8 protein-coding genes and 1 tRNA gene are annotated in these 17,321 nt (G+C 62.4%); 7 read left to right on the top strand and 2 right to left on the bottom strand.

The genetic code is table 11. The features are described from left to right. The first annotated feature begins 14 nt into the window (after positions 1-14). The 7 genes from ABID19_RS21640 to ABID19_RS21670 all read left to right on the top strand — a co-directional run bounded on the left by ABID19_RS21640 (position 15) and on the right by ABID19_RS21670 (position 15,372). On the top strand, positions 15-326 hold the full coding sequence (locus tag ABID19_RS21640; RefSeq protein WP_354493021.1) for a tetratricopeptide repeat protein: 312 nt from the start codon (positions 15-17) through the stop codon (positions 324-326). Beyond that, positions 319-2,475 (top strand): type III secretion system export apparatus subunit SctV, encoded by a 2,157-nt coding sequence (sctV, locus tag ABID19_RS21645; RefSeq protein WP_354492994.1) that lies wholly within the window; start codon positions 319-321, stop codon positions 2,473-2,475. The genes ABID19_RS21640 and sctV overlap by 8 nt, the downstream gene beginning before the upstream one ends. Positions 2,476-2,650: 175 nt before the next feature. After that, positions 2,651-3,883, top strand: coding sequence for a type II and III secretion system protein family protein (locus ABID19_RS21650; protein ID WP_354492995.1), 1,233 nt, complete (start codon positions 2,651-2,653; stop codon positions 3,881-3,883). A 5-nt stretch (positions 3,884-3,888) separates the two neighbouring features. After that, the gene (locus ABID19_RS21655; RefSeq protein WP_354493022.1) at positions 3,889-4,326 is read left to right on the top strand and encodes a hypothetical protein; all 438 of its coding nucleotides are present in this window, start codon (positions 3,889-3,891) and stop codon (positions 4,324-4,326) included. A 45-nt stretch (positions 4,327-4,371) separates the two neighbouring features. Continuing rightward, positions 4,372-5,418, top strand: coding sequence for an EscU/YscU/HrcU family type III secretion system export apparatus switch protein (locus ABID19_RS21660; RefSeq protein ID WP_354492996.1), 1,047 nt, complete (start codon positions 4,372-4,374; stop codon positions 5,416-5,418). A 158-nt stretch (positions 5,419-5,576) separates the two neighbouring features. Then, positions 5,577-14,348 carry a hypothetical protein gene (locus ABID19_RS21665; protein ID WP_354492997.1) on the top strand — a complete coding sequence of 2,924 codons (8,772 nt, stop codon included), beginning with the start codon at positions 5,577-5,579 and terminating at the stop codon, positions 14,346-14,348. A gap of 259 nt (positions 14,349-14,607) precedes the next feature. Further along, positions 14,608-15,372: a MurR/RpiR family transcriptional regulator gene (locus ABID19_RS21670; RefSeq protein ID WP_354492998.1), complete on the top strand. Its 765-nt coding sequence runs from the start codon at positions 14,608-14,610 to the stop codon at positions 15,370-15,372. A 44-nt stretch (positions 15,373-15,416) separates the two neighbouring features. Here ABID19_RS21670 and ABID19_RS21675 read toward each other — a convergent pair whose 3' ends face one another. Further along, entirely contained in the window at positions 15,417-16,502 is a 1,086-nt protein-coding gene (locus tag ABID19_RS21675; protein WP_354492999.1) for a MurR/RpiR family transcriptional regulator, read from the bottom strand. A 591-nt stretch (positions 16,503-17,093) separates the two neighbouring features. Further along, positions 17,094-17,170: transfer RNA gene (locus ABID19_RS21680), tRNA-Arg, on the bottom strand. Between the last annotated feature and the right edge of the window lie 151 nt (positions 17,171-17,321).

Here is a 17,321-nt window from a genome sequence, read left to right on the forward strand (position 1 = left end):
ACACCGTGCAGTTGATGCATATGCTGGGATACCTCTACGGCTGCCACGGTCAGGCCAAGCGTGGCGCCGCATACCTGTTTATTGCCGCGCAATTGGCGCCTGAGGACGCGGGGGTGCTGCGCACGCTCGCGCATCTGCTCATTCTCGACGGGGAGCCGGAAAAGGCGCTGGCCACGATCGGAAAGCTGGAAACGATCGACGGCCCGGATCATCCCGGGCTGACGCTTTTGAAAAGCCGCGCCTTGCTGGCTGCCGGCCGCCCCGGCGAGGCGCGGCAATCCTTCCGGTGGTTCCTCGACAACCAGATGCGGAACGGCCATGCTTGAGCGTTTGCTGCCTTTTCTCGTCAAGGTGTCCGGGCGCGGTGACCTGGCGATCGCGGTGCTGATGCTCGTCGCAGTGGCGATGATGCTCATCCCGCTGCCGACCTTTCTGGTCGACATACTGATCACGACGAACATCGCTTTCAGCATGCTTATCCTGATCGTGGCGCTTTACGTGGAGAGCCCGCTGCAATTTTCGGCGATGCCGTCGGTGATTCTGATCGCGACGCTTTTCAGACTGGCGATCACCATAACCACGACCCGGCTTATCCTGCTGCAGGCCGATGCCGGCGATATCGTCACGACATTCGGCGAATTTGTTGTCGGCGGTTCAATCGCGGTCGGCCTGATCGTGTTCCTGATCATCACGATCGCTCAGTTCGTCGTCATCGCCAAAGGTTCCGAGCGTGTCGCCGAGGTGGCTGCGCGCTTCACCCTCGACGCGCTGCCCGGCAAGCAGATGAGCATTGATGCCGAGCTGCGCAACGGCGACATAGACCGCGCCCAGGCACATTACCTGCGCCAGCAACTCGAGCGCGAGAGCCAACTCTATGGCGCGATGGACGGCGCCATGAAATTCGTCAAGGGCGATGTCATGGCAGGCATCATTATCATTCTGATCAATCTCGTCGGCGGCTTCACCGTCGGCATGATGCAGCACGGAATGAGCGCCGCCGAGGCAGCCAGCACCTATACGCTGCTGTCGGTGGGTGATGGGCTGGTGGCGCAGATCCCGGCTCTGCTCGTCGCAGTCTCCGCAGGCGTGATGGTGACGCGGGTTTCCAGCGACCAGAGTGAAGGCGGCGGCCTTGGCAGCCAGGTCTTGTCGCAGCTGACCAGCAACTCACGGGCTCTCGGTCTTGCCGCCATCATCATGTTCGTGCTCGGCTTCGTGCCGGGATTTCCGATCATCATCTTCGCGGGACTTGCGCTCTCCTGCGCGGCTGCGGCCTATCTCGCCCGCAATGGCAGCGAGCCATCCGACGGCCCGCTTCAGCGGATCGGCGATGCGGGCAGCAAGCCGCCGGTCGCACTACAGCGGGACGAGCAGAAGCCGGAGGGGCCTGCAATCGCCTTGCTGTCGTCCTCGCCGCTGGCAATACGATTGGGCTCAGGCCTCGCTACCGACGTGCCCGATGCCGAACTGGAGCGGCGGATCAGTGCCGTCAGACGTGAAATGTTCACCGATCTGGGCATCGGAATCCCGGCAGCCGAGCGCATCGTGGACGATGCGATTCCGGCCCGCCGCGTCCGCTTCGACTTGGAAGGAGCGCCGATCCTAGAAGCGGAAATCCCCACCGGAAAGTTTTTCGTCGACGAAGCTTCTGAGCATGTCGATCTTGCTGACGTACATGTGGATGAGGGGCCGGGCGTTGCCGGCGGCAAGAAGTCCCTGTGGGTCGATGCGGCGGATGCCGCCAGCCTGACACGCGCCAACATCGCGGTCCTGCCGCCTCTCGACATCATCGGCCGCTGGCTCGCCCATGCCCTGCGCCAGTATGCCAGCCACTTCGTGGGCATACAGGAAACCCGAAATCTCCTGTCCGAGGCGGAGTCGGAATATGGCGATCTGGTCCGCCAGGCGCAGGAAACCTTGCCTCTGCAGAAGATCGCCGACGTGCTACGCCGGCTGGTGTCCGAGAATGTGCCGGTGCGCAACGTCCGTCTCATCCTCGAGGCGCTCGTCGAGTCAGGTCAGCGCGAAGGGGATGTCGTGTTACTGACCGAGCACGTGCGGATAGCATTGAGGCGCCAGATCAGCTTTCGGGTCGCGAACCAGGATAATGTCATTCCCGCTTACGTGCTCCAGAGGCCTGCCGAGGACGCGATCAGGAACTCCATCCAGTCGTCGCCCTCCGGCACGCATTTCAATCCGACGGGCAATCAGATCCAGACGCTAGTGGCCCAGCTTCAGAAGGCGCAAGCCCGGACCGAAGACGGCGCGCTACCAGTTGTGCTCACATCCGGGGACGTTCGCCGTCACGTGCGCAGCCTGCTGGTGCATAACGGCATTCTCCTTCCTGTCCTGTCCTATCAGGAACTCGCGCCGGAATTCAACGTGCAGCCGCTGGCGATGTTCGGTGGGACGCAGGAGGCTGCCGGCAATTTTCGAGGATCGCGACCGCTGCCGGCAACGGCGGAGGCCGGCTAAGAACGCGAATATGCCGTGATCGGGGGTCGGTCCGGCCAAGCACAATCCGCCGAGGGGATGGATGAGGGACGTTCGAAATATGATAGACGCGTACCCGGCAATTGACTGCCGAAGGCCTCAGTTTTCCGTGGTGCTGACAGTCCTGGCGGCATGGTTGTTTGCGGTTCAGGCTTCCTTGGCCCAGCAGAGCTCGGAAGGCCTCACGGGCAAATCGGTGGTCAATGTGGCGGTCGGGCACGGGTACTTGCTGCGTTTCAACGTACCGGTCGAGTCCGTGCTGATTGCAGACACCACGATCGCCGACCTGCAAGTTGTTGCTGGCGACGTCGTCTATGTTTACGGCTTGAAGCCGGGCATCACCAACCTCATCGCCGTCACCGGCGACAAGAAGGTCGAAGCGAGCGCGCTGCTGCGCGTGACGATGGATGCGGCTCCGCCGAATGAGGCGAACCAGGCGCTCAACGGCACGACGACAACGGATCTGGCGATCTTCGGCACGCGCATCGTGGCCACGGGACAAGCGGCCGACATGAGTGAGGCCGTCAATGTCGACAATGTCGCCCGCACCTTCTCGCCGCCGGACCAGGAGCCGCTGAACGACACCACGGTCAAAGGTTCACAACAGGTCAACATCCGCGTCCGCTTCGCGGAGGTTTCGCGAAGCGAATTGCAATCCTACGGCATCGACTGGAACGTCGGCTACAAGTCGGGCGGCTTCGAATTCGGCATGCTTCAGAACAATGCGTTCCCAGACAGTGCTGGAGGTAACTTCGAGGCCGGTATTTCCCAGGCTACCGGCTTCAATTTCGAGGTTGTGATCGATGCGCTGAAAAAGAACGGCGTGCTGAAGATACTGGCCGAGCCCAATCTGACTGCGGTGACGGGGCAGACGGCGAGCTTTCTTGCTGGCGGCGAGATACCCATTCCGATCCCGCAGAGCGAGGACACGGTCACCGCCGAGTACAAGCCCTTCGGCGTGTCACTGAATTTTACGCCGACGATCATCGGGAACAACCGTATCGGTCTGCATGTCAAGCCGGAGGTCAGCACGCCTTCGGTTTCCGGCACCTCGGTTTCCGTCGGCGGCTTCAATCTGCCGAGTTTTGTGGTGCGCCGGGTCGACACGACCGTCGAAGTCGCAAGCGGGCAAACCTTCGCCATTGCCGGGTTGTTCCAGCAAACCTTCTCCCGCGACCTGGACAAGATGCCGGTTGCCGGAGACATCCCGGTGCTCGGCGCTCTCTTCCGGTCTGAGCGTTTCCGCAAGGAGGAGACGGAGCTGGTGGTGCTGATCACGCCCTATCTGGTGGAGCCGGTGACAACTCACGATCTGGCAACGCCGATCGACAGGCCGGCGCAGAAGCGCAAGCTCCGCAAGGCACGCAACACCGGGATGATCGTGAAGTGAGGGAGATGATCGTGACCAGACCTTCCTTGTGCCTGATCGTCCTGCTCGGCCTCGGTGTCGTCGGCTGCCAGACCAAGCCGGAGCCGGATTATTCGCCTGGCTACAGCTATGTATCGACCGGCAAGGGTTCCGCGAAAGGCGCCGACGGGTCGGTGCTCGCTCCCGATGCCTGCCTCGGCGAGCCTGCCGATACGGACCCCTCGCTTGCCAGCACGTCGCAGACGATTACACCGCAACTCGGGCCGCATCTGCCGCCGGGTTGTGCGAACGCCTACAATCTGCAGCGCATGGTCGAAAGCCAACGCGACATCCTCGACGGTCGCCGGATGGGACCGTCGAGCGCGGCGCCGGGCGTGCGGGCGGCCAAGCGCTACCTGTACGGCGAGGAAGCAGGCTCACTGGGCGGCGCGAACAATCAGGACCAATCCGACACTGGCAATTGAACCGCCTCTGCAACCGGCGAAGGGCGAGCTTGACGGGAAGCGATAGTGTCCGAGGAATCCGAGGAAAAACGCCTTCCTGCTTCCGAGAAGAAGCTCAGGGACGCGCGCCAGAAAGGCCAGACCTGGCAAGGTCATGATCTCGTTTCGGCGGTCGCGCTGCTTGCCGCGCTTGCCTATCTCAATGTTGCGTGGCCCGGTATAGCCGCCCGTGTAGACAGTCTGCTCGATCTTGTCGTAGAGGCGACGACTCAGCCATTCGAAGCGGGAATCGCACGCGTCAGTGAGGAGTTCGGCTGGGCGGTCCTGCTGACGCTGCTGCCGCTCGCGATCATCGTCGTGGTCGTGACCGTGCTTACGGCTGCGATCGCAATGGGCGGGCCGGTATTCTCCGGCGAGCCGATCACGCCGAAATTCGAGAACATCAACCCCGTCAACGGATTGCAGCGAATCTTCTCGATGCGCAACGTTGTCGAATTCACCAAGGGGCTGGTGAAGCTGCTGCTGTTGTCTATCCTTTTCGTCTTCATCCTGCTGGCGTGGCTCAGGTCGATCGTCGAGGCTCCGGGCTGCGGCGAAACCTGTCTCATTCCGGTCATCCTCGGCATCGTCACGCCGCTTGGATTTGCGGCGGCCATCGCCTTCATCGTCATCGGCCTTGCCGACCTTCCGATTCAGCGTCAGCTGTTCAAGCGCGAGATGCGCATGTCCACGACGGAGTTCAGGCGCGAGCACAAGGATGTCGAAGGCGATCCGATGATACAGCGCGAATTCCAGCGCTTGCGGCGCGAAACGCTGACCGCGCCGAAAAGGAAGCTCGGGATGAAGGACTCGTCCCTGATCGCGGTTGTGGGCGACCGGGCCGTGGGTGTGCGCTATGTCGGCGGCGAAACGCCGATCCCCGTCGTTACGGCCAAAGGGGCCGGCAAGGGCGGAACGACAATCGCGGCCGAGGCGAGGCGTCTTGGCATACCGGTCGTCGAGGATCGCGCACTGCTTGACGCGCTGTTCAAGGGCTCGAGAGCCGGCGATTACATACGTCCTGATACCTATCCGGTTGTCGTGCCGCATCTGCGCCGGCTCGGGCTGGTGTGAAACATCCGCTTCCCTTCGACCTTCATGAACCAACTGGATTTTGCGAGCCGAAGACGCGCCCCTATTGTGCAGCAGGAAAACATCCGTTCGCAGAAATATGGGGTCTTGCCGGTTCGCAGAACTCCATCAGCGGGAATGGAATTCGGAGAGGCTAGGAGATGGTGGAAATCGTCGACGCCGCTGGCCGCGTGACATATCGCGCCGGAAGATACTACGGTTCACCCGACGATCTGGCAAAGCTCGGATTAACCAACCCGACGCCTCCCGTGCCCCCGCCGCAACCCCAACCGCCGCTCGAGCCGAAGACCCCGCCGCTCCTGCTGCAAAACGGTCCACTCGCTCCGCAGCCGGCGTTTTCGTCATTGTTGCAGCAGCCGGGTCTTTCGGAGGGGATTTTCAACGATCTGGCCGCCGGTAAAAGCACCGAACAGGTCGCCCAGGAACGAGGCATGACCCGCGAAGCGGTGGTCTCGACACTGGCTGGAGGCAACCATCCGGTCGTGACGCAGCCGACCAGCGACAATGGCGACGTGCGCACGACCGTCATTCAGGACGCGCAAGGCCGCACGGTAACCGAATACTACGATTTCCAGCACGGAACCTATTACACGACCGTGCAAAAGAATCCGCAGAGGGCGCCCGTTTCCAATCCGGTCCGGGATGAATCGGGCTGGAAGGTGGAACAGACGCATGACTTCCAGACAGGGACAAACACCACGACGCGCGTGGATGATCTCGGTACCGGTGATACGCAGACCGAGACGAGCCTTGCCAATGGAACTCGGGTCGAAACCACCGTCGCCGAAGACGGAACGTCCCACGCCTTGGTGACCGGCCCCGACGGCAAGAAGGTGGAACTCGCGCCCTGGCAGGCTGCTCCCGGCAGGCCGGACGTGGCTTCGCCCCTGGTGCGCCCGCCTGAGCTGCAGGACTTCATTGGTCCGGTGGCGTCGGACAAGATGCTCGCCGTCGGCGGCGACCAGACAATTCCTTCCATCCAGAAGGAATTGGCCGAAGGGCGGTCCATCGACGAGATTGCCGCGACGCGCGGCATCAGCTCCGATCAGGTCGTGGCTGGCATGCGGGCCGCCGGTCTGACGGTGACCGATACGCGAACCAGCGTTGGACATGTCGTCGAGGTGGCCGAACCGCAGGGCGGACAGACGACGACCTATACGCACGACTACGACCACGGTTCGACCAACGTCACCGTCACCAAGCCGAATGGCAACAGCACCAGCGATTCCGTCGACGGCAACGGCGTGAGGACGCATACCGAAACAAACGCCGGGACCGGCGCCCAGACGACGCACGAGGTCGATCCCAGGTCGAATACGACGACCGACATCACCATCGACGGGGACGGGCGCAGGACCGAGATCGTCAAGACGAAAGGCGCGAACGGATCCGAGGAGACGACAACCACCGTCACTTTCAACGGCTATCAGCTGACGACAGCGCCGGACGGCAACAAGACGCTGACCAACACCAGCAACGGCGATCAGCAGACGATAAAGGCGGGGTCCGTGCAGGACTCCTTCGCGACCATGCTGATGGAGGCGACGCCCAACAGCGCCGATCCCGAGATCGCCAGACAGGGACAGGCGCAGAAGGCCTTTGCCGAAAGCCAACTGGCCCAGGCTCGCCTGCCCGACCTTGAGCAGCAGGCAAAGGACGCGACCCAGGCCCGCGTCGACGCGGAGGGCAAATATGGCACCGGAAGGCCGGCACAACCCACGCTCAATCCGCAAGGCCAGGTCATCGACCCGATCGGCGAGCCGCCAGCAGGATCGCCCGGCGAGCTGATCGGCACCCAGCCGCCGCCCGGCATCGCGCAGCCGGGCGCGACGCAGACGCCTATCGCCACGAACGGCGGAACGGCCAACAAATGGGTGCCTATCAACATCAACGGCGCCTGGACATGGGTGCATCCTGAAGTTGCCAGGGCGGCCGCAGCTGAAGCAGCGGCGAACTCCAGGGTCATCGAAACGAACTCGCTCATCACCGCCAGCGAGTCCGATCTGCAGGTCTACGCCGAGACGCCCGAGTTCAATGGCGCGATGAGAGACCTGAGATCGCAGGTGAACGAGGCCCTGGCGCCCCATAACCTGCAGTGGAAACCGTCGACGGCGCCCGGCACGCTGGCGGACGCGCAGCAAGCGCAGACCCTGGCGCACGACGCATATAGCCAGGCCAGCGACGCACGCGGACATTACGACCAGGCGGTGACCTCGCTCGACCAGGCGATCAACCAGCAGGCGGCGATGCCGTTCTATCCCGACGGCACGACGCCGGTGGCCACGGCGGCCGGTTCCAACTACGACTACGACGCCGAAGTCGCCAAGGGAAAACAGGCGAGAGCCGACATCAACAAGCTCTTCTCCGATGTCGACCTGCAAACCAAGGCCGGCGACAAGGCGATAACCGATTTCAACGTCAGCATGACGGGAGCCATCGACGCGCCGCCTGGCACGCTGGCTAAAGGCGCCCAGCCGGTCGAGATCGAGATCGGCGGGCAGAAGCTGCAAGTCGCTCCCGAAGTCGCTGAAGCGTACAACAACTCGGGCGACATCACGGCGCTGTCCAATGGCGACAAGCCGATACGCGTCCAGGTCGACGTGGCGCGGCCGGACGGGACGACCGGCACCGAATGGCGCTGGGTGGCTCCCGACCTTGCACTCCAGTCCATCGGCGCGGCACAGCAATTCCGGCTGAGCGAGGCTTATAACAATTACTTCGGCGCGCTTCAGACCGATGCGGACTTGGGTGTGGAGCTTCAGGACTTCCAGTCCCGCGCTGTGGCCGATTACCGGCAGAGAGTGCCGTATCAGTTCGACCCGGAGGGCTATCAGAACGGCAACGGAGAATACACCGGCAAGCTGCTCGACAGTCAGGTCGTCGTCAAGGACGGCAAGCTGATGCTGCGCAATCGCTACGAGAACGACGTCTTCAGCGGCGAGGACGGCCACGTGCTCGAAGTGGCGCTGGCGGTGAACCCGAATGACACCAACTACACCGACGAGATGCGCGGTCGGCCGCTCAATCAGGAATGGATGGAGTTGGCTGGTCCGTCAAGTGACGGCAATGCTTGCGTAGCCTCTCCCCTGTCGGCTGCGAAGGGCGGCGTCGAAAGTGCCGCGCTCGAACTCAACCAGTTGATCCACAGCGGGGTCACCGAAAACCTCGCGGCGATCGACAAGCAGCTTCCCGGCCTCCGGACCGATTACAACCAACTGGTGCAGACCCACGGAACTGGCACGGTAGCGCCGCCGGAAGGCACGCTGGCCTCCGGCGAAACGCCCGTTTCGATCCAGGTCGGCGGACAGACCATCAAGGTCGCACCGGACGTCGCGGCACAGGTTCAGACGCAGGGGCCGGCCGCGCTGACCGAAAGCGACAAGCCGGTCTACGTCGATATTGAAATCCCGTCCGATGAGGGAACCACGAGCCAGCTGCGCGGCTGGGTGGACCCGGAACTGGCCCTGGCCGGCGTAAGGCTGACGGACGCCGAGACGCAAAGGAGCGAGCTCACGCAAACCAAGGGCATGCTGGACAACAGCATCGCCTACAACCAGATGCGCCTGAGAAATCCGGAGTTGCTGACGGACACGACGGGCACGACGGAAGCGGGATATCTCGAACATGACGAGCAAGGCACGCTCGATGGCATCTACCAGGCGCGATACCAGAACCTGCTCAACGCGGGGTTCAACAATGAATTCGAGGCCCTGGACAATACCGAGTTGTCCCAGACCATCGACCGGACCGCCGGCATCGATCCGAGCACTGAAGACGGACGCGATGCGCGGCAGAAGATCATCGACGAGATTCACGAGACTGGTGGCGAGAACGCCGAGGTTCGTGTCGTGCCGATATTCTATTCCGAGCAAGGCAGCGCCTCGCATCAAACGGCTCTCTATGCCGTAAGGACAGGTGACGGCACGAGATATATCGACGCCGCGGGCCAGAAGTTCGACAGTCTCGAGGATTTCCAGGATAACAATCGCCAGTTTTCTGAAGACGGCAAGCTGATCGTCCCGAAGAACCTCGAGATGACCGCCGGCGAGGACGGCAGGATCTCGCTGGACGTCGTCCAGGCACGCAACGTCTCGACCTGGGACAAGGTCGTCGACCCGGTCGTCGGCATCGTCGGTGGCGTTGCCACCGTCCTGTCCTTCACGCCGCTGGCGCCGGTCGCCGCGCCTATCGCGATCGGCAGCGGCGTGTATCTCGGCACCCGGACGGCCTTCAAGCAGGCGGACTATCTGAGCCATGGCGGCGAATGGGGCGACCGCGAGTCGCTGATGAATATGGGGATGATCGCGGCCACGGCGCTGCCCGTCGGCGGCAGCGCCCTGCGCAGCATCGGCATGGTGCGCGCCGGCATCCCGGCCAGTCGCGCGTTGCCTGGCAGCATCGGCGCGCTGCCCATGAGGTCCGGCTCCGTCACGCTTGCCGGGCGAGAATTCACCTACAATGCGTCGCCCTATGCCACGCAGGTCGCCAACTACACCCGCACGGCAGGCGGGCTGAACATGGCCGCCCACGGAATGGACCTGACGGCCATGGCGGTCGGCGCACCGCTTGTCGTGCAGTCGGGTGTCGACCTTGCGATGCATGGCGGCGACATGTCCGGGCTTGAGCTGGCGAACAGCGTGCTGGGCCTCGGTACCGGCGTGATGGGTACGGCGGCAGGGGTGAGGACCATCGCGGGCTACCGGCCCGGTCATGGCACCGCCAATCCATCCGAGGCGACCGGCCAGCACACGCCGATGCTCGAACCCGATGCCGTCATCCTTCCGGGCGAAAATGGCGGACCTGAGCAGGTTGTCGTGATGGGCACGAGCAGATCGACGCCGGACCTCATCCCGATCGCCGGACGCGGCAACCCCGACGTCATCAGGGTACGCGCCGAAGACGGTCAGATGGTGGATGCCGTGGTCCTCGGCGATCAGCCGGCGAGTGCGGACGCCATCTTCGTGCCCCGGCACGGCGAAGTGCCCCGGCCTCAGGACATGGCGGGCAAGACGCATGTGCTGCTGCGCGATCCCGCGACGGGCGCACCGCTCATCCTGCCATGGCGGGGTGGCGGCAACTCCATTCCGCTGGGTCTCGTCGAAAGCCGGCCGATGCTTCCCGCCGGCCATCAACCCAAGGAAATCGGCCCCGCTCCGCCCACCACCCACACGCTCGAGCAGGTCCGGGGCATGAGGCAGCCGGACAAATGGCAGGCTGGTGAAATTTACGTACAGGAACTCAACGGCTCCGCGGGCCAGGAACACTTTCCCGTGCCGCTCGACCCGAACGGGCCATTCCCCGTCACGCGCCCCGGCGGACGGCATGTCGATGCTCCGGTCCATACCGTCCGTGGCACTGAGGCCATCGAGGTCAAGACCTACAACCTCTGGACGACCATCAGCGGCACCCCGCAGATGAGGGAAGTGCCGCTGACCCGCGATATCCAGGAGCAGATCAACAAGGATGTCGCCCTCAGCAACAGCGTACCGGGCTATGAGCCGCGCTGGGTCTTCCTCGACGCGCCACCTTCCGTGGAGCTGGTGCAGGCGCTCAATGATGCGCGCATCATCGGCAACATATACCGGCATTGGACGCCGGCGGATGCGGCGGGTCCGAGCGCCCAGGCAGCAGCCACCGATCGTGCCTCCCATACCGGTCCGCGAGAGCCTCGTGTGACGCAGGCGGCCGTAGACGGCCAGTCCGGGCCGCGGCTTTTCATTGCCGACGGCGAAGGGAATGTGAGCCGGGCAATATTTGCCGTGGACGGCAACGGCGAAATTACGCCGGTTGCGAGCGACCCGATCGTCGTGCCGGAAGGCTCGACGAGCCAGCATCAATATACGAGCGGCAAGGATCGCACGCCGTTTCCGGCCACCTACCTTGAAACCGGTCCCGACGGCAGCGTCTCGTTGAGGCAGGATGGCTACGAGCCGCAATCGGCCTATCTCGACAAAACGCCCGACGGCAAGCCGCTGTCGCCCGAGCAGATTCAGACTCGGTACCAGCGGGAGTCGGAATATTACTCCCCATTGGAAATGGCCGAACGCTACGGGCCAAATGGCCCCCAGCCGCCGCGTCGATCGCTGCGCGAGATCCTGCCCGACTTCCGCGTGGGCGTCCAAATCCGCGTTCGCTTAAATACCGGCGATTATCTGGGCATCGGCTCGCCCACGATCGGTTCGGTCGGCTTCGGCGTCGGCACGAAAACGGACTTCGGCGCCATCGGATGGTCGATAGTCGACAGTATCAGCCAAAGGAGCCTGACCCCGCTGAAGGATGCCCTCGGCTCGCAGGGCGTCGTTTCCGTGCGTGCGAGGGAGTATCGCAATATCACCGGTCTGCAGGCGGGCCTCTGGCCGGTTTCCAACCAGACGGCATTCCCGGTGCGCGCCAGCGATCTGTTCAAGATCGTGAAGGACGGCATTTTCACCGACAGTTCCGGCTATGACATTCGACCCTCGTTCGCCACCGTCGTCGGGAAAACACCCGATGAGTCCGGTGCCGCGACGGTGATCGAGATGGAATATTCGCCTTCGCTGAAAGGCGAGGAGGTAACGCTCGACCCACACCAGCGCGACTTCTTCGGCGTACCGGCGGACAACAAGGCTGGCCATGTCAGGATCGAGGACACGCTGCCGTTCGACCGTGTCATGACCGAATTCAAGGCCGGCCTCCGCCTGCCCGTGCTGGCGAGCCATGTCGACGCCATCGATGCGCTCCCGCGCTTCGGCTTCGAGAAGCGGCCGGAATCGCCGGTGAAGGACACGCTGAAATCGGGTGATGTCGTTTCCCGCGAAGCCTACGACCAGATCCAGGCGGCACTCGGTTCCACCAATCTGAAGGTCCAGTTCGCGGTCAAGGACCCGCAGGTGGCGGCGCAACTGGTCGAGGCGCTCAACCGCGGCGACGGCGTCGCAACCATCCGCGCGCTCGTCGAATCCGGCCAGATCGATCCGTCGACCGCGATATCCTACGTGGAGAACCCGATCGAGAGCGGCATGCGCCTCTCGGCCGTGCCCGGCAAGACGCCGTACGATTATATCACGCTGCCGACCGGCGAAGTCAGGCGCATCAGCAATCCCGATGCCATGCTCGTGGATGTCATCTTCAACGACAGCAACAGGCTGCCGGGCTTCCTGTCCTTCAATCCGGACAAGTTCGTCACGTCGAAGGGCTATGAAATCAAGGGTAAGGCGAACGAGTGGCGCAACTCGCATCTTCCCGAAGGTCTTCATTCCAAAGGTCCACCGCAATCGCGCTCGATGCAGACGGATGGCAATATCTATGAAAATCTCTACGGCCAGTATGGAACGCCGGCAACACGCTACACCGTCTCCTTTTCGCCTGGAACGCTGCCGCTTGGCCTTTATGGGATCAGCGTAGAAGGCAGGGCGCAATACAAGGCCAACGCGCGAAGCGAGCCGCGCTCGATTGCCAAGGACCGCTACACGACCATGGAACTCCAAGGTGCGGACGGTGAGACCTATGGTCTTTACGCGCCGCAATGGCTTGGGCGTGCCGCGGCCTCGCAGGATGGCACGGCATTCATGATCCCCAAGGGTGCCAAGGCCTCGCTGAAGCGTTTCCTTGACGATCTGGGCGAGCATGCGCGGCCCGATCAGAAGGAGATGATCGAGAATTTCCGAAACGGCGCCGGGTCCAAGATCGTCGATGGCACGTTCCTGCGGCGCGACGATGCGGCGGGCGTGCAGGCGTTTCTCGCCGGCTATGCCGAACGCAAGGGCAATTTAAACCTCTTCCCGCTGGGCGATCACGAGCCCATCCGGCTGGGCTCGCTCGTGCAACCGGAGGTGCAGGCGCCGCCTGCGAGGACGGTGCGGTCCTGGTCGGCCGACGAGATCGGCAATCTGTCGCGCGCCGAGCTCCTCGCCGTCGAACCACGGCACATCGCACAGCTCACCTCCGAACAGCTGGGCGGCCTGACGCCCGGCCAGATGGCGTTCCTTAGCCACGACCAGATCGCGGCATTGCGACCAACGCAATTGCGGGCATTGAGCGCCGATCAGCTCAATGGGATCAGGCCCAGCCGTGTCGCGGCGATTCCGCCTGGGCGCATCGCCGGCATGAACGCGGACCAGATCGCCGCGTTCTCACCGCTTCAGCTAAGGCAATTCACCTCTGCCCAGCGCCAGAAGATCACGCCCGATCAACTGGCCAAGCTCGACCCTCAACAGTTGAACGCCCTCGGATTGGAGACCGGCACCGCCGCGACAGCAAAGTCCGATATACGTTCGGCGATGGTGAACCGCCTGCCGCTGGGCGTCACCATCGGGGCCGGCATGTTTCTACTCGCGGGGGACACGCTCGACGGCGAGTCGTCGGAACTGGCAGGACCGGATGGCCTGAACCCTGGGGCGCCTGACAACCCGCCCGCGACCAACGTTCCCGACCCGAATGACGGTGTGGTCAAGCCCGACGACACGCCTCCCGAGAAACCAGACACGAAGCCGGACAGGACCGAGCAGCAATTTGCCGTGACGTCGGAAATCGGCCTCAGCCTGCGCGAATCGCCGGACGCGCATACCGATCGACTTGGCGTCGTGTGGCCTGATGCCCTGGTGCATGAAACCGGTCCTCGAAAAGCGGATGCCGGCGGCGCTCTATGGGCTCCGGTGCGTGCCTTCGACAGCCAGGGCAATGAGCTTCAGGGATGGGTGCGTGCCGACTATCTCGTCGCCCATCCCGAGGGCGCACAGGATATGTCAGGCCGGTTCAACCCCGAACTCGAGGAACAAGGCTACCAAGCTATCGTCGTCCAGAACAAAGACAGTATGATTGGCCTCGCGATCAACCATCAAAAGAGCATCTCGGCGACGGTGGCGCTCAACCTCGAACACATCGCCGATCCGAGTTTGCTGTTCGCCGGAGACCGCGTTTACCTGCCTCGGTAGAAGCATTTGCGAGCAGGCGAACCTCCTTGCCCACATATTCCGTGCTGTAAAAAAACGTGAATGCACATAAAATTGAGCCGGCCAACTAATATTAGGCTGGGACATCGTCTGGAAGACGTTTTGACTCCAGACGCTTATTATTAAACCGGCTAAGCTGTATTTCTTTTCACGTCCATCAGAACTCGCTTAAGTTGCAATATGCTGTTGCCGCCCCGCGCCGCAATTCATACGGTCGCGTGGGGGCGGAAAGCACAGAACCATGAATGTGAACGTCGTTTCTGATCTTCTTCTTCTGCAATTCGATAAATTGCCTCCTCAATTGAAAACCGCGGCATCTTACGTGCTTGAGCACCCGCGCGACGTGGCGTTGCTGTCCATGCGCAATCAGGCGCGTGCGGCAGGGGTCTCCCACTCGACCATGATGCGGCTGGCTGAATGGCTCGGGCTAGAGGGCTACGAAGCCTTGCGAGCGGTCCATGCCGACAATCTGCGCGATCTCCCGGAAAACGGAGCGCCCGCTTCGCCGATCCAGCTGCCGGCACATCGTGCGAGATTGATGGCCAACCACGTGGCGGCGAGCCTGTCGCAATTGGGCGACCAAAGAAGTGCCGAGCAGCATTCGGCAGCCGCCGCTCTCTTGCAGGATGCAAGCGAAATCTGGTGCGTCGGTTCCAGCTTGGAAAAGGTCGTAGCCGATCATTTGGCCCAGACCCTGGCGGCGCGAGACCTGAATGCCCAATCGATCAATGTGGGGGACGAACTGCCCCTGCCCTATTTGCTGGAAGCCGGCCCAAGCCTGGCGTTGCTCGCCGTAGGGTTGAATTCGGCAGATTTCCGGACTGTGCGGCTGGCAGCGCTGGCATCCAGCCGCGGCGCAAAAGTGATCGCCGTTACCGATTATGAGGAATCCACCCTGGCGCGGATCGCCGACGAAATCGTGCTGGTCGAAGCTCCCATTCCATCGACGTTTCCAAGCATGGTGCCAGCCATCGCCGCCGTGGAGATGATTGTTGCCCGGCTATAAGGCAACATCCAGTCTGGTCTTGCTGGCGGCCTAGCTGGTTCCCGCTATTTCGGCTCCGACGAGACAGACTGCTCGATCAGGGCAGCAAGAATTTCCACGGACGCAATCACCGGCGCCAAGCTCGGAACCCGGTTCTCCGCCTGCGCAATGACGATGACCGCTTGCGCATATTGCTCGATCGGCGATTGCCGCTGGTCGACGATGGCGACGATCTGAACGCCGCGCCGCTTCGCATATCGCGCGACGGCGAGTGTCTGCTTGATGCAAGGCTCCATGCCGATTGCCAGGATGGCGTCCCTGGGCCCGACGTCTTTCAGCGCATGAACGACCAGGGGCTGTGCCGCGTCGAACACAAACGCGGTGCGTCCCAGAGAACGAAGGACTTCCACGAAGTGGCTGGCGACGGCCAGTTGTTGTGGTCCAATTCCGACGGAGATGACGCGCTGGGCCCCAGCAAGAATTTCCGCGGCCCGGACATTGCGCTCGATATTCGGCTGAGCGCCCAGGCGGGCAACCTGCCGGCGGAGCCAATCGGTCGTATTTCCGCAATCGGTGGATACCGGTTCGGACGGGTAGCTGATTTGCTCTGGCGCTTTGGCATTCTGGCGCAACCAAGCGGCAAATATCGTCTTGAGCTCAGTGTAACCGTCAAATCCCAGCCACTCCGCGAAGCGAACCATCGTTGAATGCGACACACCCGCCAGCGAGGCCTGTTCACGCATCGTCTTGAGCGCGACGTCCTTAGGGTGTGCAAGGACAAAGCGGGCCGCCGCCCGAAGCTGGACAGGCAGGAGTTCGAGTTCTGCGGCGAGGTTCTCCAGGATCCGGCTGACTTCGCCGCCATCGTAATTCTGTTCGCTACCTTCCAGCCTGTCGGAAACAATCCGCTTGTCTGGAGTGGCGCTTGCCACGGCCCAGCTCGCCGGCGCGCCGAACGCGGGCTTTCGAGGTCTCTGGTTGGATTTCATGGAACGGAGTGAGGTTTTCGCTTGTATCTTCATATCCTCCAGAGCCGGCCACGAATGCGGGTCAGATGCTCCCCAACTGATACTTGCCGCAAAAACTTCACAGCTTTGCGAAATCTTACAGACGCTATTGGTGCAGGCGGACGATTCGATAAGCCCAATCATGTGCGACACCTTAGTATGACGACGCTGTGAGCCTCTTCGACCTACGCGGGCGTGACGTTGGTAGGACCGATATTTCGGCACCGGCCCCTTCCGCTGTAGCTCCGTCAATGCACTCAGCTCCGGCTCAAAAAAGTCCGCAGATTATCGTCACCCCTTCCAGACGCCCAGAACCGGATGGCGCCGATCCAGATGGCGTCGCTGGGGGCCATGTCCTGATGTCTGCTTTTGACAGGCGGTCAAGATCGGAATGACCGACATGCGGCGCAAAGCTAACATTCAAGCGGAGTCATTGTTTTCGGGTTCGCCAGACCATACGAGAGCTATGGGTTGACGAACCAGCCCGCTAACGTATTGATTTTGTGTAGAAAGCACTGATCCTCCGGGCCTGCCATGTTCACTGTTCTCCGGCGAAGGAGCGCGGCCTTCTCAAATCCGACTTATGCGCGACAGTTGGTTTCTGTGGTGGGTGTTCCCGCAGGCAGGCAATGCGATCACGCGAATACATGTCCGGGTCCGCTAACTGACCAGCGAAAAACGCCGTACTAATTTGCAAAAAAGTACGGTGGTGGTTCGCTAAGTGCTTGAAATGCATGGTGATCCCGACAGGAATCGAACCTGTGACCTACAGATTAGGAATCTGCCGCTCTATCCTACTGAGCTACGGGACCACGCGGCCCGACACATAGCCGCTTCGGATCGTTTCGCCAAGAGGCAGGTTTGGCGCTGTCGTAAGCACATGAGTTGTCCGGATTAGGTAGCACGTGAGTTGTCCGGTTTTATCGCCAGCGAATGGAGGCTGGGGATGAAGCGGGCAGCGTG

It is taken from the genome of Mesorhizobium robiniae, assembly GCF_040545535.1.
Lineage (GTDB): Bacteria > Pseudomonadota > Alphaproteobacteria > Rhizobiales > Rhizobiaceae > Mesorhizobium > Mesorhizobium robiniae.